A 21,825-nucleotide genomic window follows, 5' to 3' on the forward strand; every position below is an offset into this window, starting at 1 on the left:
AAATTATCCGTTCAAACCCGATAGTGATTTTTTAGCTAAACTATGAAATTGCACTATCAATAATTGGAGAAGCAAAATGGCTTTAATTAGTATGCGTCAACTTTTGGACCATGCAGCTGAATATGGTTACGGCGTTCCAGCCTTTAATGTGAATAACCAAGAGCAAATGCGTGCGATTATGGAAGCGGCTGATAAAACTAACAGCCCGGTTATCGTACAGGGCTCTGCTGGTGCTCGAAAATATGCTGGTGCGCCTTTTATACGTCATATGATTTTAGCTGCAATTGAAGAGTGGCCACATATTCCAGTTGTAATGCATCAAGATCACGGTACGTCACCTGCAATTTGTCAACGTTCTATCCAATTAGGTTTTTCATCAGTAATGATGGATGGTTCTTTATTTGAAGATGGTAAAACAGCTTCAACATATGAATATAATGTAGATGTAACACGCCGTACAGTGGAAATGGCACATGCTTGTGGTGTTTCTGTTGAGGGGGAGTTAGGTGTACTTGGCTCATTAGAAACAGGTGAAGCTGGTGAGGAAGATGGCATTGGTGCAGTTGGTAAATTGACTCTAGAGCAATTATTAACCGATCCTGATGAAGCTGCTGACTTTGTAAAACAAACAAATGTTGACGCATTAGCAATTGCCTGTGGTACTTCACATGGCGCTTATAAATTTTCCCGTCCACCAACAGGCGATATTTTAGCAATTGATCAAATTAAAGCGATCCATAAACGTATTCCAAATACACACTTAGTAATGCACGGATCTTCATCTGTACCACAAGAATGGTTAAAAGTAATAAATGAGTTTGGGGGGGATATGCCACAAACTTATGGTGTACCAGTCGAGCAAATTGTTGAAGGTATTAAACATGGCGTACGTAAAGTTAATATTGATACTGATTTACGCTTGGCATCTACGGGTGCTGTACGTCGTCATTTAGCTGAAAACCCTGCTAATTTTGATCCTCGTAAGTTTTTAGCTGCAGCTACGCAAGCTATGACTGATATTTGTATTGCACGTTATGAAGCGTTTGGTACTGCCGGTCAGGCTGATAAACTTAAAGCTATTTCGCTTGACGCTATGTCTATGAAATATGCTTCAGGTGAATTGAAAGCGCAAGTGAAGTAATTACATTTTTATTAAAAAAAGCCCTTGATAGGGCTTTTTTTATGCCTAGATCATTATTGCCATTAACAAAGATCAAAATTTTACTACCTCAGATCAATATTTAACTAATCGGGATCAATATTTTACTGAGTAAGATCTTATTTTAATCAGAAAGAACAAGGTTTATAACTAAAAAATCTAGTCATTTTGTGATTAGAGAATAATAAATCATCATTTTAGAGTGTTTTTTGTACTTTTTGAGAGGCGCTAAACAAGTTGTAAGTAAAAAAATGATCTGTACTTGATAAGTTAAAGCAATATGATCTTTAGTAAGTAAAAAATTGATCTGGAAAATGATTTTATTTTTAATGATTAACAATTGAAGCAGATAATTGTTCTAATCTTTGATTTTGTTGTGAATTGAGTTCAATTGAATTTGCATGTGCAATTAAATCAAGCTGTGAAAACTGCCAGTATTTTTGAATATCTAAACTTTGCATAATATTCAAAAAATTTAATAAATACACACTATTTAGCGGCATTAGTGCGTGAGCTTTTGAGAAATATGTTAATGCCTGGAAACTTTTATTTTTCTTTTGTCTATCAATTCCCCAGCGGTTATATAGTGCTGATTTTAACTCAGGATCCCTAAATTGATCATTAAATATTTTAGCCATTGAATAGTTAAATGATAAGCTTTGCGCACTGATATCCATCATTCCTAAAACTGGAAGTTGTTGATTATACAAAAGACTAATTGGTTTTTGCTGTTTTAATAGCGCTGATGCTGACATTAAAATAAACTGCTTAATATGATCTTGTGGCTGTTTGAGCAAAATATTTAATCGCACTAACCATTTTTCTTTATGATTTGGTTTTTGGCAAATGTTTAGAATGAGTTTTAAATATGTTTGATACTGCATCATATCTATGGGCGATTGATTTTTAGCAATTTCAGCCCAGGCTTTTTTACATCTAACTTCAAATAGTTCATCTGAAATTTCATTCGATTTATGATTTAATGTTTGCTCTAGAATTAAGCATTTTAATAAAGAAAAAGATACAAGATTTCTATAATGTTGATTCTCTAAAGTTGTGCCTAACTTTTGATTTAAATACTCAATACAATGTTCTATAGAATGGCATTCTAAAATTAAAAATGCTTTTAATTCAACTTCTTGATGGGAATATGAAAATTCATCTAGCTGATTGATTAATGACAATGCTTGGTAACTGTCGCTTTGTCTAATAGCTTGACTTATTTGATAAAAAACTTGTTTTCGGTTCAATAAATTTAACGATTTCATTTTTAATAAGGTCAATTTAAACTTTGTTTCATTGCCACATAAATTATATAAAGCAATTTGTGCGCTGGCTTGCACTCTTGCATCATTTATTAGTTTCAAAGTATTCAAAGCATGATTTGTGAGACCACACTTCAAAAAATTTGTCGACTTTATGAGGTTTATTTCATTTTCTTGTTGGTTATCAAGACCGATAAACTGTGCATGCTGTAATATATTCTGTTTTTGAATTTTATCTGCTTTAGTTAGTTGTTTTAGCAGTAATTTAAGTCTTTTAGAGCTATTGTCATAATACTGTAGTTTTTGTGCTAATTTTGAATTATTTACTGGTTTTTCAATGATATCAGTTGTAACGTATCTAAAGGGTAAATCAGCTGCTACTTTTTCAACTTGATCGGTTATGAAAATGATCCGAGTATGATCTTGTAGTATTTGCAATGCAATTAATTGTCTGATGAATTCAGTGCCCGTAAAAGAACTGTCGATATCAAAGTCTAGAATCATAAGATCATAATTCAGTAGTTGTGGTTTTGATATTAAACTCGCACCATTTTTTTCAACAGTGATTTTACTACAGCCAGATTGCTTTAGTATGCGTTTAATATGTGAACGGCTACTTAAATTTGATTCAATTAATAAGATATTAAGTTTAATATCGGTATCAGAATGCATGTTTCTCTATGATGGTTATATTGTACTAATTACACGATTGTATCTGTTATGTTGTTTTAGTCAAAGCAATTCAGATTGTAATAAATATGAAGTAATCGCTGATATTAATAGTAAGATTCATAAAACTGTCATATTTAATCATAATAATGAACCTAAATAGGAACTTTGAGAGATAAGCCACATGTCACGAAAAATACTTGTAGTTGATGATGAAGCGCCCATCAGGGAAATGTTAGTGTTTGTATTAGAACAAAATGGTTATCAGGCTGTTGAAGCTGAAGATTTTGATTCTGCGATGGATGCACTCGCTGTTGAACCTTATCCTGAAATGATTTTACTTGATTGGATGTTACCCGGAAGTAGTGGTATTCAAATCGCAAAAAAAATTAAACAAAACGATCATACTCGAAAAATTCCTATCATAATGCTTACAGCGCGTGGTGAAGAAGAAGATAAAATTAAAGGCTTAGAAGTAGGTGCTGATGATTATGTCACTAAACCTTTTTCACCAAAAGAGTTAATGGCACGTATTAAAGCTGTGATCAGACGTGTTTCTCCTACGGCGCTTGAAGAGGCGATTGAGGTGCATGGTTTACGTTTAGACCCAATTTCTCATCGTGTTACATCAAGTGGTAAAGAACTTGATATGGGACCCACAGAATTTAAATTATTACATTTTTTTATGACTCACCCTGAGCGAGTCTATAGCCGAGAGCAACTGCTTGATCATGTTTGGGGCACAAACGTATATGTTGAAGATCGCACTGTTGATGTTCATATTCGTCGTTTAAGGAAGGCGATTACAGCCGCGCATGACAAACTTGTACAAACTGTACGAGGTTCAGGATACCGTTTTTCTAATAAGGTTTAGCTAAACCAATTAAATAGAGTCATTTTATGTTTCGAGTGGTCAATAAACGTACTTTGGTCCAACGTTTATTTATATATTTTTTACCTTTATCACTTATCGGAGTCCTGATCGGGGCTCCTTTTTTACTTCTATTTTTAGGTACTGCCAGTTTATTATCTTGGCATTATAAGCAGCTTTATCGTTTAAGCGATTGGTTACACAATCAAAAAAGTTTTAGTCCTCCAGAAGGAGAAGGTAGCTGGGAGCAAATATTTGATGGTATTTATCGTTTACAACATCGTCATAGAGATAAACGAAATGAGTTAGCGGGTTTGATCCGTCGATTTCGTGAAGGCGCAGAAGCAGTGCCTGATGCGGTTATTGTTTTACAAAAAGACTTAAGCATTGTTTGGTGTAATCAGCTTGCTGTAAGGGTTTTGGGTTTAAAATGGCCTAGTGATAACGGTCAAAGGTTAGATAATTTAATACGCCACCCTAAATTTGCACATTACATGCAAGGCAATGATTATATTGAACCACTTGAATTGGACTCCCCCTTAGGAACTGAACAAATTCTTGAATTTCGTGTTATGCCATACGATACACAATTGATGGTTGTTGTCAGAGATGTCACGCAATTAAAATTATTAGAGCAAATAAGGAAAGACTTTGTTGCTAATGTATCCCATGAATTAAGAACACCACTTACTGTTATTTCCGGTTATCTTGAAATGATGGATGCTGACTCTATGCCGCCATCAGGTATATGGAATAAAGCCCATGGTACTATGAGTGAACAATGTGAAAGAATGAATGCGCTTGTTAATCAGCTGCTTATTTTGTCGAGAATTGAAGGGCCTAGAAAATCAGAGCAAGATGATCTTGTTGATGTGCCCAATGTCTTAAAGCTTATTATGATACAGGCTGAAACTTTAAATGCCGATAAGCAGCATGTAATAGAACTTGAAATAGACCCTCAGTTATGTATTTTTGGTAAAGTAGAAGAGCTTAGAAGCGCCTTTTCTAATTTAATATTTAATGCCATTCATTACATACCGGAACCTGGCCACATTCGTATTGTATGGCAGCTAAAAAATGATGAAGCACATTTTTCCGTTCATGATAATGGTCAGGGTATAGCACCTGAACATATAGGACGGTTAACTGAGCGTTTTTATCGGGTAGACCAAGCAAGATCTCGAAAGACTGGTGGTTCTGGTTTAGGTTTGGCTATTACTAAACATGTTTTATCTCGACATGAATCACATTTACATATTGAAAGTGAAGTTGGTAAAGGTTCTTGTTTTTCTTTTGGTTTCTTGAATGCAAGAGTGAATAAATCATAGAAATTAAAATGAATATATTATGACATTCACTTTGTAAGTAACAAAAGTGTCATCAAGTGGTAATTTAACTGTCATTTAAAACATTAATAATAGCATCAGTTAATTAGAACGAAGTTCAATAAATTTGAAATTCACAAATTGAGAAAGATTGGAGTTACCAATGAAATTTAAAAATTTAGTTGCCGCTATGGGGCTTACTCTTACAACTTTAGTTTCAGCTAATGTTGCCGCGCTAGATAAAACAATACCCCAGTACAATAAAACAAGTGGTGTTACTGGTAACTTTTCATCTGTAGGTTCTGATACATTAGCAAATATGATGACTTACTGGGCTGAGGAATATAAACGTATTTATCCTAACGTGAATATTCAAATTCAAGCTGCCGGTTCTTCAACTGCACCACCTGCGTTAACTGAAGGAACAGCAAACTTTGGACCAATGAGCCGTAAAATGAAGTCTAAAGAAATTGAAGCATTCGAAAAACGTCATGGATATAAACCAACTGAAATCCGTGTTGCAATTGATGCTTTAGCTGTTTTTGTTCATAAAGATAACCCAATTAAAGGTTTAAAAATTTCCCAAGTAGATGCTATTTTTTCATCGACTCGTAAGTGTGGTTCAAATGCACAAGTAAATCGTTGGAGTGATGTCGGTCTTAAAGGGGATTGGGCTGGAAAAGATGTTCAGCTTTATGGTCGTAATTCAGTTTCTGGCACTTATGGTTACTTTAAAAAGAAGGCTTTATGTAAAGGCGATTTTCGTAGTAACGTAAATGAGCAGCCTGGTTCTGCATCTGTTGTACAATCAATCTCGTCATCAGTTAATGCAATTGGTTATTCAGGCATAGGTTATAAAACATCAGGTGTTCGTACGGTTCCTTTATCTAAAAAAGGCACTAATTATGTTGATGCGACGCTTGAAAATGTAGCCAAAGGTAAATATCCACTTTCTCGTTTCTTATATCTTTATGTTAATAAGCATCCTAATAAGCCTTTAGCACCAATTGAAGCACAATTCCTTAAAATGGTATTGTCACAAACAGGACAGGGCATAGTGGAGAAGGATGGTTATGTACCACTATCAGGCAAGTTAGCGCAAAAAGAATTAGCAAAAATAGGTTTATAAAAATTTAATTTTACCCTGAATTAAATATTTGCCAATCTCCAGTTATTGTTCTGCTGAGTTAAAATAACTGGATACTTGGGTAAATAAACTCAAAATCCGATGCCCACAGCATCGGATTTTTTATGTTATCTTAAAACATATTATTTAAGCATCACTTTTTAGGGCTAATTTAGATTGATGCTCATAGTATTACTGAAGCATGGGATATTTTTGAATGCGATTGGTAACGTTAAGTCATATTCACTTAGATGAAAATATTACGCATTGCTCGCAGATTAAAATCATCATTCAAGCCGCTTCATTGCATGCTCATATTTCTACCTTATAAAATTTTATATTAGGGGTTTTTATTTGCTATAATCCTGCGCCTGTTTCTTTTGTTACGTTTTGAGATCCTAATGATTAAATTTATCATCAAATTACACCCTGAGATTGCGATTAAGAGTCGTTCTGTTCGTAAACGCTTTACTAAGCTTTTGGAAAATAATATTCGAATTCTTGGTCAACGTTTTGATGAAGATGTAAAGGTGCATAATAATTGGGATAACTTAGTATTAGTATCTGAAAAAGATGATGAAGAATCTCGTTTAGCATTAATTGATATCTTAAAAAATATTCCTGGTATTATGCAGTTTATTGAAGTTGCAGAAACACCTTTTGAAAGCATCGATGATATTTACCAGGCAGCATTAGCACTAAATCGTGATGTTATTGCTGGTAAATCATTTTGTGTTCGCTGTAAGCGAGTAGGTAAACATGATTTTAACTCTGGCGAAGTGGAGCGTTATGTTGGCGGTGGTTTAAATCAAAATGTTGAAGGCGCGAGAGTACAGCTGTCTAAGCCTGAAGTAACAGTAAAAATAGAAATTAAACAAGATTTAGCTTACATAGTTAAAGAAACACATTTTGGTATTGCTGGTTTCCCATTACCTAGCCAAGAAAGTGTTTTATCACTTGTATCTGGTGGTTTTGATTCTGGCGTTGCGACATATCAAATGATCCGTAAAGGTGCCCGTACACACTATTTATTCTTTAACTTAGGCGGTGCTGCGCATGAAATTGGTGTTAAGCAAGCCAGTTATTATTTATGGAATAAGTTTAGCTCTACACATAAAGTAAAATTTGTAGCTGTAGATTTTGATCCGGTAGTCGCTGAAATTTTAGAAAATGTAGAAAACAGCCAAATGGGTGTGATCTTAAAACGTATGATGATGCGTGCAGGCTCTGTTGTTGCTGAAAAAATGGGCATTGATGCCATTGTCACAGGTGAAAGTTTAGGTCAGGTTTCAAGTCAAACTTTAGCTAATTTAAGTATTATAGACCGTGTAACTGATACATTAATTTTACGCCCGCTAATTCAGCATGATAAGCAAGAAATTATTGATATCGCACGTGAAATTGGTACCGCTGATATGGCTGAAGTAATGCCTGAATACTGTGGCGTGATCTCTAAAAAGCCAACGGTTAAAGCTAAAATAGGTAAAATTTTAGCAGAAGAAGAAAAGTTCGATTTTGATATTTTAGATACAGTTATCGAAAATGCACGTGTGATGGATATACGTGATATCGCTAAAGAAGCACAAGAAGAAGTTGCTGATGCAGAGTCTGTATCGGATTTACCTAAAGATGCAGTGGTTGTTGATATTCGCTCACCTGAAGAAGAAGATAACAACCCACTTGATATAGAAGGCCATGATGTTGTGCATTTACCTTTCTTTCGCTTGGCTACAAAATTTTCTGATTTACCAAAAGATAAAGAATATTACTTATATTGTGATAAAGGTGTAATGAGTCAGTTACAAGCTTTAATATTACATGCTGAAGGTTATAAAACAGTTAAAGTTTATAGACCTTAGCCACTGTGTATTACGCTATTTGCGCTTGTTTATGATTAAACAAGCGCGGATTATCGGTAATTTCTCCTGTATTACTCTACTACTTACATCCTTGTAAGCAAATCCTCGCCTTAAAACTCATATAAATTTTTAGTCACTAGGCTTGTGCGTATTGCTCTCGTTCAGGTAACCAACGTTTAATAAGTTTATTGCTAGGTTCTGGATATTGATTAAGCATATTGAGCGCAATAGGGCGCACTTGTTGTACTAAATAAGCATCTCTTACTAAATCTGCAATTTTAAATTCCGCTAAGCCAGTTTGTTTGGTGCCAAGTACTTCACCTGGTCCTCTAATTTCTAAATCTTTTTGTGCGATAACAAAACCATCAGAGCTATCTCTTAAAACACCTAAACGCTTTTGTGCGGTTTTAGATAGTGGACTGTGATAAAGCAATACACAATGAGATGCGATATGACCTCGACCTACACGGCCGCGTAATTGGTGCAGTTGGGCTAAGCCAAGGCGTTCAGGGTTTTCAATTATAATGAGACTTGCATTTGGCACATCAACACCCACCTCAATCACAGTTGTGGCAACTAAAACTTGAAACTCACCATTTTTAAACTGTTCCATCACGGCTTGTTTTTCAGCTGCTTTCATTCTGCCATGAACTAAAGCAATTTTCAGATCTGGTAGGCAAGTTTGTAAATGAACTGCTGCATCTTCCGCTGCTTGGCATTGCAGTGCTTCAGATTCTTCAATTAAGGTACACACCCAGTAGACTTGTCTTTTCTGATCTTTACAGGCTTTTTCTACTCGAGTGATAATTTCATCTCGCCTGGTATCAGGTAAAGCAACGGTCGTAATCGGTGTTCTTCCGGGAGGAAGTTCATCTATTATAGATGTTTCTAGATCTGCATATGCTGTCATAGCTAACGTTCTTGGAATAGGTGTTGCGGTCATCACTAACTGGTGAGGATAACACACAGTATTGTCATCTATTTCAAATTTGCCTTTTTCTCTTAACTCTAATCTTTGGTGTACGCCAAACCTATGTTGTTCATCAATAATAATTAAAACCAAATTATTAAAAATAACTTGGCTTTGAAATAAAGCATGGGTACCTACAACCATTTGAGCTTCACCTGAGGCGATAGACGCTAAAGTTTCTTCTCTGAGCTTTCCTTTGGTTTTACCTGCAAGCCAAGCAACTTTAATATTGAGTTGTTCAAACCAGTTTCTAAAATTGGTGGCATGCTGTTCTGCTAAAATTTCAGTCGGTGCCATGAGTGCAACTTGATACCCTTGAGAAATAGCACAAAGCGCACTTAGCGCTGCTACTAAGGTTTTACCTGAACCAACATCACCTTGCACTAAACGCATCATAGGGTAGCTTTGCGTTAAGTCGTTTTTGATTTCAGCAACAACTCTTTGCTGTGCTTGAGTGGGTGAAAAAGGCAAGCTGGTTAAAAATTGAGATTCTAACGGATTAGTAGGTGGTAAATTGATGGCTTGATGATCTTGACCTTTTTGTCTTAACTTTAATAGGCTGAGATTTTGCGCTAATAGCTCTTCCATTACTAAACGTTGCTGTGCCGGGTGGGTGCCTAATTCTAATAACGTTTGATTAGTATCGGCACAAGGGCGATGCAATGTGAGTAAGGCTTGTTTCAAGCTTAAACCGTGAGTTTGATGCTCAACGGGTAATAACTCTTCAATATCATATTTATGTAATAAGGAAACTGCTTGATCGCTTAAGTTACGAATACTAAGTTGTTTTAAACCTTCTGTAGTGTGATAAACGGGAGTCAGTGTCTCTTGTTCGTTTTCTTGCTGTGAATAGCCGTCATTCATTTTCACAAGTTTATATTCAGGGTGAGCCATTTCAAATCCACTATGGCCACGACGTACTTCACCAAAACATCGAATTGTTTTACCTTGCGTTAAGCTTTTAGTTTGTGCAGCAGTAAAATTAAAAAATCTGAGTGATATTCTGCCTGTGCCATCATTGGCATTAACAACAAACATGCGCCTTTTAGCAAAGGTAACTTGGCTTGTTTCTATTGTTGCTTGGATACTCACATGGGAATGGACTTGTAATTCGTAAATAGAAACAATTTTAGTGCGATCTTCATAGCGCATAGGTAAATGAAACAGCATATCTTGCACAGTATGAATATGTAATTTATATAAGCGTTCGGCCATTTTTGGGCCAACGCCTTTAAGCTCTGTAATAGGGTATTGGCTTAAATTGGGAAGTTGACTCATTTATTGCTCAATTAGATTAATCAAAGTGATAATATGAAATGTTGCCAGAAATTGAGCTTAGGCGCTAGAGATATGTTATTGAAAATAGAGATCAGAACTAAGCCTAAAAGTTAGATGACTATTAGGCTATTAGCTTGAATAATTTAAAATTTAACAGGCTTTGTATCTTAGTGTATTCCAAAAAGCTTCAGTTGCGATAATTTCGCCTTCATTATCAAGCGCTGGGTAATCTAAACCTTTTAATTTACATTGTTTTGCTATGATAGGGTGGCAGCCTTCAAATAATAATTTATGTTTAATTTTTTGACATAAATTAGAGTCGTCATACATATTTGCAATTTTTCTTTGTCTTTGTGCTTCAAATAAAATCAAAGCGGTTGCAACAGACACATTAAGAGATTGCACCATGCCTTCCATAGGAATAACGATGTGTTGATCTGCTAACTCAAGTGCAGTATCTGAAATACCTGTTTGTTCTTGACCTACAATAATTGCAGTAGGTTTTGTGTAATCTATTTCTCTAAAATCAACAGCAGTATCAGATAAGTTAGTTGCTAAAAGTTGAATTCCAGGCGTACGTTTACGAATATCAGCAATCGCATCTTCCACTTTTACATGCATATGGGTTTCAACCCAGTTTTTACTGCCGCCTGAAGTATTACCTGTTACACGCTTTTGGTTATATGGCCATACCGCATGAATATCATGAATACCAACCGCATCAGCGGTACGAACAATCGCTGATAAATTATGATGTTTATGTACTTCATCTAAACAAACAGTTAAATCAGTTTGTCTTTTATCTAAAACACTTTTAACTCTTTTATAGCGACTCTCTGACATGCTTTGGCTCATTAATACTCAAAATTTAAAAACGGACGAGATTATAATGTTTTGTTGGCCTAAGGTAAAACATCACGATTAATTGGATTTTGTAATGATATTAAGGTTTCGGTTGATTGAATCTCTTCAATTGTTTGGATTTTATTAATTAAAAGCATTTGCAGGTGATCTATTGAACGTGTCATTGTTTTTATAAAAATACTGTAGTTACCAGTTGTATAATAGGCTTCAACTACTTCTTCAATAGCCTCTAGCTTTTTAATTGTTTCGGGGTAGTCTTTGGCATTTTTGAGATTTATGCCAATAAAACAACATACATCAAACCCTAAATTTTTAGCATTGATGGATACTTTTGTGCCTTCTATGATCCCTGCATTCTTCATTTTTTCTACGCGAACATGAATTGTACCTGCACTCACTGCGAGTTTTTTAGCCAATTCGGCATAAGGTATGCGGGCGTTTTCTGTTAATGCTTCAAGAATGCTTTTATCCAGATTATCGATCTCATAATTTTGCATTGTATTTAACCTCTAGAATTATCGATCTATTAAAATAATGGCTATTTTATTGTGAATAAAAATAGTGTAAAGCTATTTTTGTTGTGGGATGTTGAATGATGTTGGAATTTAAGTGAGGATAATAGACAAGAAACGCAAACTAATTGAGAATTATCATGAGCAGCCAATACATAAAAAGCCAAGTACAGATCAGCAAAGCAAAACAATTATTTTCAGCACAACTAGAATCAAAACTAGGGTTAATCGAAGTGCAAGCGCCTATTTTAGCGCAAGTTGGTGATGGTATTCAGGATAATTTAAGCGGTCATGAAAAAGCGGTTGAAGTAAAAGTAAAGTCGTTACCTGAAAAAGAATACGAAGTAGTACATTCTTTAGCAAAGTGGAAGCGTAAAACATTGGGTGAACATGGCTTTAGTATTGGTGAGGGGATTTATACTCATATGAAAGCCCTTAGACCTGATGAAGAAAAATTAAGTCCTATTCACTCTGTTTTTGTTGACCAATGGGACTGGGAAAAAGTAATTTGTGAATCTACTGAGCGATCTTTAGATTATTTAAAATCAACAGTGAGTACACTTTATAGCGCAATTAAAGCAACTGAACTTGAGCTTGATAAACTATATGATTTAAAACCATTTTTACCTGAATCAATTACTTTTATTCATTCACAAGAATTAGTAGAGCAATATCCTGAATTACCTGCGAAAGATCGAGAAAGAGCAGCAGCCAAAGAGTTTGGTGCAGTATTTTTAATTGGCATTGGTGGTAAATTATCTCATGGTGATATTCATGATGTGCGTGCACCAGACTATGATGATTGGTCTAGTGCAACATGTGATAAATATGCGGGCTTAAATGGTGATATTTTAGTATGGAACCCCGTTTTACAAGATGTTTTTGAGATATCTTCTATGGGAATAAGAGTGAGTCCTGAAGCACTTCAAAAACAGTTAAAAATTACAGGTGATTGTGATAGGTTAGAGCTTGATTGGCATAAAATGTTATTACAATCTGAATTGCCACAAACGATAGGTGGTGGTATTGGTCAATCGAGATTAGCCATGTTGTTATTACAAAAACAGCATATAGGGCAAGTACAAGTTGGTGTGTGGTCTGAAAAATTAAAGCAGGAAGTCGCAGAAATACTGTAATATGTATTAGTCTCGACTTGAGTCGTTTTAGGTTTTAAAATCTATTTTAATTTTTCCTTCTCTAAGTTTCATTTGACAAGGTGCATAAATGCGTTTGGTTTTGAGTACCTTGTCAAATAGATGTAATTCAACTCCAGGGTAAAGTTTTTGATTTACTTCTATTTCTGCAGCTTCTAATAATTGATGTAAATATTCTTCAAAAAGAGCTGATTTTTCACTAATTTTTTCAGCTTGAACTATCCAATGATGATGAGTCGCTGTTATTTTATTAAATAGCGCTTCTTTTTGTTCTGATGCTTTTGTATTTTCAACTTTTTCTAATGCTTCTTGTAATTCAACTAGATGTTGTTCAGTTTTTACTTGTTGCTGTAGCAGTTTCTCATTGCTGTCTTTTAATTTAAATGCGTCTTGTATCAAATGAAGTTCTATTTTAGCGCCAGATTCACAGCCTAATTCACCAAGTTTTATTCTTCTTGCATCGAGTACTTTTCCACCAATGAGTTTACCCATAGGGTGGTCTTTATTACCAACGTTGATTAGATTTTTTGCCTTTAAGTGACAATGACTTGCAAGTCTTTCAATATGTATATTTTTAGCCTTTAAAAAAGTATATTGCGCATGACCAAGTTCAAGTTCCCCATGGCAACTTATTTTACAACTTAAATATTCGTTATCTTTATTTTGATGGCCAATGACACCTTGCTTAATTGTGATGTCACCGGTAGCAATTAATTCTGCTGATTCGACGGTCCCTAAAACACAAATATTACCTTTTGCGTTTACTTTCATATTAGGTTCAATATTTTTTGTAATAAGTACACTGCCATCAAAGTCTATATGACCTGTTTTAACTGATACACTTTCAACAGAATAAATATCATCTACTCGCATACCGTTGTTTATTTCTATTGGTACACCCGATTGTATTGCAATAAGTTCGTTAGGTTTGTTTGATTTTATTTCAGTGCCTTCGCCTGCAACGAGCTTAGTTGTCTGTCCGGGTTTTGCTTTTATGGTATCTCCAGTAATTGTATAACCATCTTTACCAGCAGTTTCAAATATTTTAGTAAGTAATATTGTGCCCGGTTTTACGCTGGCTAACTTGCCAAAGTCAAGCATATCAACTCTGCCATCCTCAAGTAACTTTGGTTTTCTTAAACGATCTGAAAGTGTTGATACTTTTTTTTCTAAGGTTGCATCTCTACCAGCTTCAGGTTGTTTACCTGATGCGAGAACGCCAGTGCATTTTGTTCCGGCTGGTTGATTTAGCTGCTGTTGCAAAAGCTTTTCAAGATAAACTTGTTTATAACCGCGAGTGATCCCTGCTTTAATGAGCATGGCTTTAGCTGAATCTAAGTCGACTAGCTTTCCACCTTGAGGTGTAATTAAAATACCTTCAGCTGACATTTTATCTTCAGCTATTTCTATTTCTAATGTTGCATCTTTTTTTGTTGCAACAATTAACTCAATACTTTCATTATGATTTTTAATGAATTCTTTTATTTCATCTTCATGAATTTCAAATTCACAATAGGCAGAAGCGTTTAAAGCCTGCAAGATAAAGTCAGAACTTGCTGGAAAAGGGTAATCGTTGTCAATAATAAGTTGAACTTGATTGTTCGATATAAGCTTAAACACCGATTTATTCCAAAAGAAAAGATGCTTTAACTTTAAGTCAGAAAATAAATATTATCTAGCCCAATAAAAAAGAAAAGAGCCATAAAGGCTCATTTTATATAACTTTTTTACCACTATTCATTAAATTAATTTGTTGATGGTAATTCCATTACACCATCAATTTCTATTTGAACAGCTTTAGGTAAAGCACTTACCTGTACGGCAGCTCGTGCTGGGTAAGGCGTTTTAAAATATTGGCTCATGATTTCATTTACAACAGAAAAAGTAGATAAATCAGTTAAGAAAATATTTACTTTTACCATATCTTGTAATTCACCGCCTGAAGCTTTACAAACAGCAATCAGATTTTTGAAAACTTGATGTGTTTGTTCTGCAAAATCTTCAGAAATGACTTCCATAGACTCAGGTACTAATGGAATTTGCCCTGAAAGATAAACAGCCGTTCCTACTTTTACTGCTTGGCTATAAGTACCTATTGCTGCAGGTGCATTATCTGTACTTATGATTACTTTTGCCATGTTATTTCCTTTATTCATTATTATTAGCTTATAGAGCTATTTTTTACGGTAAACTTTTTGTACTTCTGGCATTACCCTAATTTTACGCATTACATTTGCAACATGGATACGGTCTTTAACTGTAATTGACATGTCTACAATATATAAATTGCTTTCTTTTTCTTCTGTTGTAATTTCAACGATATTTGCTGAAGTAGTTGAAATTAGATTTGTGAGCTTAGCCATTGACCCTTGATGATTTATAAGTTCAACTCTAAAGGCTGCAATATATTCTTTTTCTGGTGCATCTTCCCATTTTACAATAAAGAATTTTGCGGGTTCATTTTCCCATCCTCGAATATTTTTACATTCATGGCGATGTACCGTTAGGCCTTTACCTTGACTCACATAAGCGACAATATCATCTCCGGGTACAGGGCGGCAACATTTAGAGTAATTAACTAACATGCCTTCTGTACCAATTAAAGCCGCTTTGGTATTTGAAGATACTTGATCTATTTTGTCTGCATCTATTGCCAATAATCGTCTGGCAATCATCACACTCATTAAATTACCCATACCAATTTCAACTAGGAGCTCAAGTAAGCTTGATACTTGATTATCTTCTAAAACCTGGTTGATGTTTTCTTGTGAGATTTCTTCTAATGACGTTTCACCTAAAGCTGACTCTAACAAACGTTTACCCAGCTTCATTGCTTCTTCGTTTTGTTGTGTTTTTAGGTAATTCCTAATGCCTAACCTTGCTTTTCCAGTCACAACAAAATTTAGCCAAGTTGCATTTGGATGCGCACCTGAACTCGTAATAACTTCTATCGTTTGACCTGTATCTAAAGGTTGGCTTAAAGGATGTGGTTTTCGGTTTACACGTACACCTACGCAAGAGTTACCCACATCTGTATGTACCGTATAGGCAAAATCAATTGCCGTAGCACCCATAGGTAGCTCTACAATTCGACCATCTGGAGTAAATACATAAATTTCTTCAGGAAATAACTCTGTTTTTACATTTTCAATAAATTCAAATGAGGAACCGGCGCTTTGCTGTAACTCTAATAAGCTTTGCATCCATTGCCGAGCACGCTGTTGCGCTGTATTACCTGAATTATCACCTGACTTTTTATACATCCAGTGAGCAGCAACACCCATATCTGCCATTTGATCCATTTCTTTTGTTCTTATTTGGATCTCAACAGGAATACCATGAGGGCCAACTAAAGAAGTATGTAATGACTGATAACCGTTGGTTTTAGGTACTGCAATATAATCTTTAAAACGGGTTTCAATAGGTTTATATAAATTATGTGCAACACCAAGTGCGCGATAACAAGTATCTAAAGAGTCAACAACGATTCGAAATGCATAAATGTCCATAACTTCATTAAACATTAACTCTTTATTGAGCATTTTACGATAAATACTATAACTATGTTTTTCCCGACCTGATACTTCAGCTTCAACACCTGATTCATGTAATCGAGTGATGATTTCTTCTTGAATGTTATTGATGATTTCTTTGCGATTACCTCTGGCTTTAGCAACTTCGGAAGTTAAAGCGCGATGGCGCATAGGGTAAAGCGCTTGAAAACCTAAGTCCTCTAATTCATTTTTTATATCATGAATGCCAAGACGGTTTGCGATAGGTGCAAAAATTTCAAGTGTTTCTTTTGCGATCCTGCGTCGTTTCTCAGGGCGTAGCGCTCCTAGTGTACGCATATTGTGGGTTCTATCAGCAAGCTTGATTAAAATAACACGTATATCTTGTGTCATTGCCATAATCATTTTTCGATAGTTTTCAGCTTGAAATTCTTTTTTGTTTTTATATTTAAGCTTATCAAGTTTACTCATGCCTTCAACAAGCTCTGCAACCGTTTCACCAAATATCTCAGCTAAATCTTGCTGACTAAAATCGGTATCTTCAATCACGTCGTGCATTAATGCTGCCATTAATGTTTCATGATCTAAGTGCATCGCGGCCAATATTTGAGTAACTTCTACCGGATGAGTAATATAGGGTTCGCCACTAGATCGAGTTTGACCTTCGTGTGCTTCACGTGCAACAACATAAGCTTTTTGCACTAATTCAACTTGCTCTATAGGCAAATATTCTGAAACTTTCTTTTTTAAACCTTCAAAAAGATACATTCACGCTCCAATGCATAGTGAGGTGAGATAAATAGGGGTATGTTTTACAATATACGATGAAATAAGCTAGAAGTGAAGAGGGGAATTAACAGCCTTTAGTATAATAAAATTAAAGACTGTTAAAAAAGTATTAACTTATTGGTTTCCGCCAACAATCGCCGCTACAGCAGCTAACTCAGCAGCTTCATGATTTTGCTCTTCAGTACGCTCAATATTGTCTAAAGTTGCATTACTTACTAAGCCAGCTTCAATTTCACGAAGCGCGATAACCGTAGGTTTGTCGTTTTCAGGTTCTACCATTGGATCTTTGCCACCAGTAGCTATTTGGCGAGCACGACGTGCCGCAACCAAGATTAAATCAAAACGATTACCAATTTTATCTACCGCATCTTCAACAGTTACACGAGCCATCGAGTACTCCCAAAATTCAAAAAATTTAATTTACGCAAGTAGAGTAGTTTACTTTAAGCGTGAGATTTAGCCAATCAATTTTTGCTTTAAGCTGGTAAAAGATCGCTAATTAAAGTTTTAAACTTCAAACTTTGGTTGCTTCGTTTCAATCTTTGACCAAAAACAATGGTTTCTAATTGATATAAAGCAGTATCAAAGTCATCGTTTATAATTAAATAGTCAAATTCATTGTAGTGAGACATTTCAGATTGAGCTTTATCCATACGAGATTTTATGACTTCTTCAGAGTCTTGACCGCGATTGTTTAATCTATTTTCTAATTCGTCTTTAGAGGGCGGTAAAATAAATATAGTTTGTACTTGAGGTAATACTTTTCTAATTTGTTGTGCGCCTTGCCAGTCGATATCTAAAAATACATCAATACCTTGTGCAAGCTGTATTTCGATACTTTGTTTTGAAGTGCCATAATAATTTTCAAATACCTGAGCCCATTCTAAAAAATCGTTGGTTTCAATTAATTTTTTAAACTCATCTACAGCTACAAAGTGATAATGTTCAGCATTGTTTTCACCCGGGCGAGCTTGACGCGTAGTATGAGAAACCGATACTTTCATATCAGAGTGACGCTCTAATAAAGCGTTAATTAAACTCGATTTACCCGCCCCAGAAGGGGCCGATAATATAAATAAATTTCCACGAACTTGTGACATTAGATTTCTCAATTTTCTGTGTTAAATATGCTTGTAGTGATTAACTGTGATCGAACTACAAATCTTAGGTTATTTTAAAACTATTTTAAAAGAATGGCTATAAATGAAAAAACCGCTATTAAAGCGGTTTTTACACAAGAAAAGTTTGAAGTTATTCTATATTTTGGATCTGCTCACGCATCTGCTCGATCAGTACTTTTAGCTCAACCGCTGAGTTAGTTATATCACTATTGATGGATTTAGAGGCTAAGGTATTTGCTTCACGGTTAAATTCTTGCATCATAAAATCTAAACGACGACCACAAGCGCCACCTTTCTTAAGGATTTTTCTTGTTTCTTTAACGTGAGATTTTAAGCGATCGAGTTCTTCAGCAACATCTTGTTTTTGAGCTAAATAAATAAGTTCTTGTTCTAATCTGTTTGTATCTATTTCAGCATTGAGTTCGTCAAGACGCAGTTGTAATCTATCACGTTGCCATTGTTTGATGGTCGGCATGTGATTTTCAACAATTTCAACTTGTTCTAAAATTGTAGTAAGGCGTGTTTCAATCATTTCCTGAAGGTTTGCGCCTTCTGCAGCTCTGGCATCTTTAAAATCGGTTAGTGTGCTAGAAAACGTAGCTAACATTTCTGCTTGTGCGGCATTCATGTCAACTTCTTCAGTTTCCATTACTCCGGGCCAACGTAAAATATCAACAGGGTTAATATCTCCTTGGCTTTGAGCTTGAAGCCATTTAGCACTATTTACCAGTTGCGTTGCTAAGCTTTCATTTATAGTAAGTTGACCAACATTGGCTGGATTAGCTGTAAACTTGAGGAAAACTTCAACTTTACCACGTTGTAGTTCTTTTCTTAGGCGTTCTCTTATTACTGGCTCCATTGCACGAAATTGTTCAGGTGTACGGATAAACGTTTCTAAATACCTTTGGTTTACAGAGCGAATTTCCCAAACGCCAGTTCCCCAATCGCCTTTTACTTCTTGGCGAGCATATGCCGTCATACTATAGATCATGGATATGGTTTCCTAAATTGAACGTTATTACTATATTTAGTAAATAAATTGTCACTATTATAGCGAGTTAAATATTATTTACAGCTATTTAACTGATATAGAGACTATGTTTGTGTATAGAATCCTATTCACTTCATTGATAATTACACGCAACCTTTTATAATAAGCTAAATTTTGAATGAGAGAAGAGTATCAATGCGCCCAAGTGAAAGAACAAGCAATCAAATCCGTCCTGTAACTTTTACCCGTAGTTATACTATGCACGCTGAAGGTTCAGTATTGGTTGAGTTTGGCAATACAAAAGTTTTGTGTACTGCAACGGTTGAGTCGGGCGTACCACGTTTTATGAAAGGCCAAGGTAAAGGTTGGGTTACAGCTGAATACTCTATGTTACCGCGTTCTACTCATACGCGTTGTGGCCGTGAGGCTGCCAGAGGTAAGCAAGGTGGTCGTACAATGGAGATCCAACGTTTGATCGCGCGTTCATTACGTGCCGCAATTGATTTAAGTGCTTTAGGCGAAAATACAATCACAATTGATTGTGATGTCATTCAGGCTGACGGTGGTACAAGAACAGCCTCTATAAGTGGTGCCTGTGTTGCATTAGTTGATGCATTAACTCACATGCGTAATAAAGGCATGATTAATTCAAACCCGCTTAAATATATGATTGCAGCTATTTCCGTTGGCATATATAAAGGTGAAGCAATCTCAGATTTAGAGTATATAGAAGACTCAGTTGCTGAAACCGATATGAATGTGATTATGACTGAAACTGGAAAATTAATAGAAGTGCAAGGTACTGCTGAAGGCGAACCTTTCTCTTTTGAAGAATTAGATACTTTAACTGGCTTAGCAAAGCATTCAATTCTTGAAATTATCGATGCGCAAAAACAAGCTTTAGCATAACAACTCACTTTATTTATATAGGTTTTAATTAATGAAAGATTATCAAAAAGAGTTTATTGAATTTGCATTAGAGAAGCAGGTTTTAAAGTTTGGTGAGTTCACATTAAAATCAGGTCGAACTAGCCCATATTTTTTTAATGCTGGATTATTTAATACAGGTCGTGACCTTGCGCGTTTAGGTCGTTTTTATGCTGCGGCATTAGCCGATGCTAATATTCCATATGATGTTTTATTTGGTCCAGCATATAAAGGTATTCCAATTGCAACTACAACGGCTGTTGCATTGGCTGACCATTATGACTTAGATATACCTTATTGTTTTAACCGTAAAGAGAAAAAAACACACGGTGAAGGTGGTTCATTAGTGGGCTCTGAGCTTAAAGGTCGTATCATGTTAGTTGATGATGTGATCACTGCAGGTACAGCAATTCGTGAATCAATGGAAATCATATTAGCTCATGGTGCATCACTATCAGGTGTTCTTATTGCATTAGACCGCCAAGAAAAAGGCAAAGCTGAGCTTTCTGCCATTCAAGAAGTGGAACGTGACTTTGATACTAAAGTGATCTCAATTGTTAAGTTAGCTGATTTAATTAGTTACCTTGAGCAACAAGGTAGCGCTAATGAACATTTAGCATCTGTCAAAGCATACCGTGATATGTACGGTGTCGCTTAGTATTGATATTTGAACAAACCCGCTAAGGCGGGTTTTTTTATAGTTAAAATTTATAGAGAAGATAATGGAAGAAAAAAACAAACCAAATGGCGCAGGTATTAAAAGAGTATTTAAAGCGACTTATTGTTCATATCTTGGTTTCAAAGCAGCTATAAAAGAAGAGTCGGCATTTAGGCAAGAACTTTTCTTAGTTGTCTTAATGTTTCCTGCATCTTTTTATTTAGCGCAGTCAGCATCACATTGGGCAATATTAGTTTCTGCTCTGCTATTGGTACTTTTAGTTGAGTTGTTAAATTCAGCAATTGAAGCATTAACTGACAGGGTCAGTGTGGAGCATCATATTTTATCTGGTAGAGCAAAAGATATGGGCTCTGCAGCCGTAACATTATCTTTATTAATTGTAGGTTGTATTTGGGGGGCTGCACTTTTTACCAAGTTTAGCTAATTTAGGGCTCCTTAAATAGGGTTATGCACAGGACTTTGTGAATAACTTGGTATCAATATGTGTTAAATACAGTATAAATAATTAATTCAAAAAAAGTGATAAAAACACTTGCGCTCAATCTTAATCTCTCTATACTGCGCCTCCACCGACACAGACGGCAAGCAACATTCTTAAATGGATGTAGCAAGTTAGCTAGGTTGGCGAGGCAAGTAAAACTTAACGATTTTTTAGAAAGAAACTTCTTCTAAAGAAAATTAAAATTAAGTGTTGACTCAAGGTTTTTAAGGTGTATTATTCGCACCCCAAGCAATTAACGGCAACGTTTACTTC

At 35.4% G+C, this 21,825-nt stretch carries 19 protein-coding genes; 9 read left to right on the forward strand and 10 right to left on the reverse strand.

Features of this window, described 5'->3' with window-relative positions; genetic code table 11:
* Positions 1–76 precede the first annotated feature (76 nt).
* Positions 77–1,141 carry a class II fructose-bisphosphate aldolase gene (fba, locus tag BM088_RS16135; RefSeq protein WP_091986608.1) on the forward strand — a complete coding sequence of 355 codons (1,065 nt, stop codon included), beginning with the start codon at positions 77–79 and terminating at the stop codon, positions 1,139–1,141.
* A 344-nt stretch (positions 1,142–1,485) separates the two neighbouring features.
* Here fba and BM088_RS16140 read toward each other — a convergent pair whose 3' ends face one another.
* The gene (locus tag BM088_RS16140) at positions 1,486–3,096 is read right to left on the reverse strand and encodes a response regulator (protein ID WP_091986610.1); all 1,611 of its coding nucleotides are present in this window, start codon (positions 3,094–3,096) and stop codon (positions 1,486–1,488) included.
* A gap of 181 nt (positions 3,097–3,277) precedes the next feature.
* Between BM088_RS16140 and phoB the strand changes: the two genes are divergently transcribed.
* The 4 genes from phoB (at position 3,278) to thiI (ending at position 8,274) form a co-directional block, all read left to right on the forward strand.
* Positions 3,278–3,967 carry a phosphate regulon transcriptional regulator PhoB gene (gene phoB, locus BM088_RS16145; RefSeq protein WP_091986613.1) on the forward strand — a complete coding sequence of 230 codons (690 nt, stop codon included), beginning with the start codon at positions 3,278–3,280 and terminating at the stop codon, positions 3,965–3,967.
* A 26-nt stretch (positions 3,968–3,993) separates the two neighbouring features.
* Complete coding sequence (gene phoR / locus BM088_RS16150; RefSeq protein ID WP_091986616.1) at positions 3,994–5,292, forward strand: phosphate regulon sensor histidine kinase PhoR; 1,299 nt, start codon at positions 3,994–3,996, stop codon at positions 5,290–5,292.
* 160 nt (positions 5,293–5,452) lie between these two features.
* Positions 5,453–6,418, forward strand: a complete 966-nt coding sequence (locus tag BM088_RS16155; protein WP_091986618.1) for a PstS family phosphate ABC transporter substrate-binding protein — start codon at positions 5,453–5,455, stop codon at positions 6,416–6,418.
* 398 nt (positions 6,419–6,816) lie between these two features.
* Positions 6,817–8,274 (forward strand): tRNA uracil 4-sulfurtransferase ThiI, encoded by a 1,458-nt coding sequence (gene thiI / locus BM088_RS16160; RefSeq protein WP_091986621.1) that lies wholly within the window; start codon positions 6,817–6,819, stop codon positions 8,272–8,274.
* A 136-nt stretch (positions 8,275–8,410) separates the two neighbouring features.
* On the opposite strand, the gene recG is transcribed toward thiI, so the two are convergent.
* The 3 genes from recG to asnC all read right to left on the reverse strand — a co-directional run bounded on the left by recG (position 8,411) and on the right by asnC (position 11,883).
* Complete coding sequence (recG, locus tag BM088_RS16165; protein ID WP_091986624.1) at positions 8,411–10,522, reverse strand: ATP-dependent DNA helicase RecG; 2,112 nt, start codon at positions 10,520–10,522, stop codon at positions 8,411–8,413.
* Between the two features lie 150 nt (positions 10,523–10,672).
* Positions 10,673–11,365: a tRNA (guanosine(18)-2'-O)-methyltransferase TrmH gene (gene trmH / locus BM088_RS16170; protein WP_091986626.1), complete on the reverse strand. Its 693-nt coding sequence runs from the start codon at positions 11,363–11,365 to the stop codon at positions 10,673–10,675.
* Between the two features lie 59 nt (positions 11,366–11,424).
* The gene (asnC, locus tag BM088_RS16175) at positions 11,425–11,883 is read right to left on the reverse strand and encodes a transcriptional regulator AsnC (protein WP_091986629.1); all 459 of its coding nucleotides are present in this window, start codon (positions 11,881–11,883) and stop codon (positions 11,425–11,427) included.
* 155 nt (positions 11,884–12,038) lie between these two features.
* Between asnC and asnA the strand changes: the two genes are divergently transcribed.
* The gene (gene asnA / locus BM088_RS16180; RefSeq protein WP_091986631.1) at positions 12,039–13,034 is read left to right on the forward strand and encodes an aspartate--ammonia ligase; all 996 of its coding nucleotides are present in this window, start codon (positions 12,039–12,041) and stop codon (positions 13,032–13,034) included.
* Between the two features lie 27 nt (positions 13,035–13,061).
* Here asnA and BM088_RS16185 read toward each other — a convergent pair whose 3' ends face one another.
* The 6 genes from BM088_RS16185 to BM088_RS16210 all read right to left on the reverse strand — a co-directional run bounded on the left by BM088_RS16185 (position 13,062) and on the right by BM088_RS16210 (position 19,465).
* Positions 13,062–14,672: a flagellar assembly protein A gene (locus BM088_RS16185; RefSeq protein WP_091986634.1), complete on the reverse strand. Its 1,611-nt coding sequence runs from the start codon at positions 14,670–14,672 to the stop codon at positions 13,062–13,064.
* Between the two features lie 125 nt (positions 14,673–14,797).
* Positions 14,798–15,190, reverse strand: a complete 393-nt coding sequence (locus tag BM088_RS16190) for a RidA family protein (protein WP_091986637.1) — start codon at positions 15,188–15,190, stop codon at positions 14,798–14,800.
* Positions 15,191–15,226: 36 nt separating this feature from the next.
* Positions 15,227–17,332, reverse strand: a complete 2,106-nt coding sequence (spoT, locus tag BM088_RS16195; RefSeq protein WP_091986639.1) for a bifunctional GTP diphosphokinase/guanosine-3',5'-bis pyrophosphate 3'-pyrophosphohydrolase — start codon at positions 17,330–17,332, stop codon at positions 15,227–15,229.
* 135 nt (positions 17,333–17,467) lie between these two features.
* Complete coding sequence (gene rpoZ / locus BM088_RS16200) at positions 17,468–17,743, reverse strand: DNA-directed RNA polymerase subunit omega (RefSeq protein WP_091986642.1); 276 nt, start codon at positions 17,741–17,743, stop codon at positions 17,468–17,470.
* An 86-nt stretch (positions 17,744–17,829) separates the two neighbouring features.
* Positions 17,830–18,453 (reverse strand): guanylate kinase, encoded by a 624-nt coding sequence (gene gmk, locus BM088_RS16205; protein WP_091986644.1) that lies wholly within the window; start codon positions 18,451–18,453, stop codon positions 17,830–17,832.
* Positions 18,454–18,604: 151 nt separating this feature from the next.
* Entirely contained in the window at positions 18,605–19,465 is an 861-nt protein-coding gene (locus BM088_RS16210; protein ID WP_091986647.1) for a YicC/YloC family endoribonuclease, read from the reverse strand.
* Between the two features lie 195 nt (positions 19,466–19,660).
* Here BM088_RS16210 and rph point away from each other — a divergent pair, with 195 nt between their 5' ends.
* The 3 genes from rph to BM088_RS16225 all read left to right on the forward strand — a co-directional run bounded on the left by rph (position 19,661) and on the right by BM088_RS16225 (position 21,495).
* On the forward strand, positions 19,661–20,374 hold the full coding sequence (gene rph / locus BM088_RS16215) for a ribonuclease PH (RefSeq protein ID WP_091986649.1): 714 nt from the start codon (positions 19,661–19,663) through the stop codon (positions 20,372–20,374).
* Between the two features lie 31 nt (positions 20,375–20,405).
* Positions 20,406–21,050, forward strand: coding sequence for an orotate phosphoribosyltransferase (pyrE, locus tag BM088_RS16220; protein WP_091986652.1), 645 nt, complete (start codon positions 20,406–20,408; stop codon positions 21,048–21,050).
* Positions 21,051–21,114: 64 nt separating this feature from the next.
* On the forward strand, positions 21,115–21,495 hold the full coding sequence (locus BM088_RS16225; protein ID WP_091986655.1) for a diacylglycerol kinase: 381 nt from the start codon (positions 21,115–21,117) through the stop codon (positions 21,493–21,495).
* The last annotated feature ends 330 nt before the right edge of the window (positions 21,496–21,825 follow it).

Origin of the sequence: Pseudoalteromonas denitrificans DSM 6059 (assembly GCF_900112265.1) — a bacterium.
Classification (GTDB): Bacteria; Pseudomonadota; Gammaproteobacteria; order Enterobacterales; family Alteromonadaceae; genus Pseudoalteromonas; species Pseudoalteromonas denitrificans.

What these genes read in the sequence shown, in the direction of transcription:
- fba (WP_091986608.1), top strand. Translation starts at nt 77, where the DNA reads ATGGCTTTAATTAGTATGCGTCAACTTTTGGACCATGCAGCTGAATAT.
- BM088_RS16140 (WP_091986610.1), bottom strand. Translation starts at nt 3,096, where the DNA reads ATGCATTCTGATACCGATATTAAACTTAATATCTTATTAATTGAATCA.
- phoB (WP_091986613.1), top strand. Translation starts at nt 3,278, where the DNA reads ATGTCACGAAAAATACTTGTAGTTGATGATGAAGCGCCCATCAGGGAA.
- phoR (WP_091986616.1), top strand. Translation starts at nt 3,994, where the DNA reads ATGTTTCGAGTGGTCAATAAACGTACTTTGGTCCAACGTTTATTTATA.
- BM088_RS16155 (WP_091986618.1), top strand. Translation starts at nt 5,453, where the DNA reads ATGAAATTTAAAAATTTAGTTGCCGCTATGGGGCTTACTCTTACAACT.
- thiI (WP_091986621.1), top strand. Translation starts at nt 6,817, where the DNA reads ATGATTAAATTTATCATCAAATTACACCCTGAGATTGCGATTAAGAGT.
- recG (WP_091986624.1), bottom strand. Translation starts at nt 10,522, where the DNA reads ATGAGTCAACTTCCCAATTTAAGCCAATACCCTATTACAGAGCTTAAA.
- trmH (WP_091986626.1), bottom strand. Translation starts at nt 11,365, where the DNA reads ATGTCAGAGAGTCGCTATAAAAGAGTTAAAAGTGTTTTAGATAAAAGA.
- asnC (WP_091986629.1), bottom strand. Translation starts at nt 11,883, where the DNA reads ATGCAAAATTATGAGATCGATAATCTGGATAAAAGCATTCTTGAAGCA.
- asnA (WP_091986631.1), top strand. Translation starts at nt 12,039, where the DNA reads ATGAGCAGCCAATACATAAAAAGCCAAGTACAGATCAGCAAAGCAAAA.
- BM088_RS16190 (WP_091986637.1), bottom strand. Translation starts at nt 15,190, where the DNA reads ATGGCAAAAGTAATCATAAGTACAGATAATGCACCTGCAGCAATAGGT.
- spoT (WP_091986639.1), bottom strand. Translation starts at nt 17,332, where the DNA reads ATGTATCTTTTTGAAGGTTTAAAAAAGAAAGTTTCAGAATATTTGCCT.
- rpoZ (WP_091986642.1), bottom strand. Translation starts at nt 17,743, where the DNA reads ATGGCTCGTGTAACTGTTGAAGATGCGGTAGATAAAATTGGTAATCGT.
- gmk (WP_091986644.1), bottom strand. Translation starts at nt 18,453, where the DNA reads ATGTCACAAGTTCGTGGAAATTTATTTATATTATCGGCCCCTTCTGGG.
- BM088_RS16210 (WP_091986647.1), bottom strand. Translation starts at nt 19,465, where the DNA reads ATGATCTATAGTATGACGGCATATGCTCGCCAAGAAGTAAAAGGCGAT.
- rph (WP_091986649.1), top strand. Translation starts at nt 19,661, where the DNA reads ATGCGCCCAAGTGAAAGAACAAGCAATCAAATCCGTCCTGTAACTTTT.
- pyrE (WP_091986652.1), top strand. Translation starts at nt 20,406, where the DNA reads ATGAAAGATTATCAAAAAGAGTTTATTGAATTTGCATTAGAGAAGCAG.
- BM088_RS16225 (WP_091986655.1), top strand. Translation starts at nt 21,115, where the DNA reads ATGGAAGAAAAAAACAAACCAAATGGCGCAGGTATTAAAAGAGTATTT.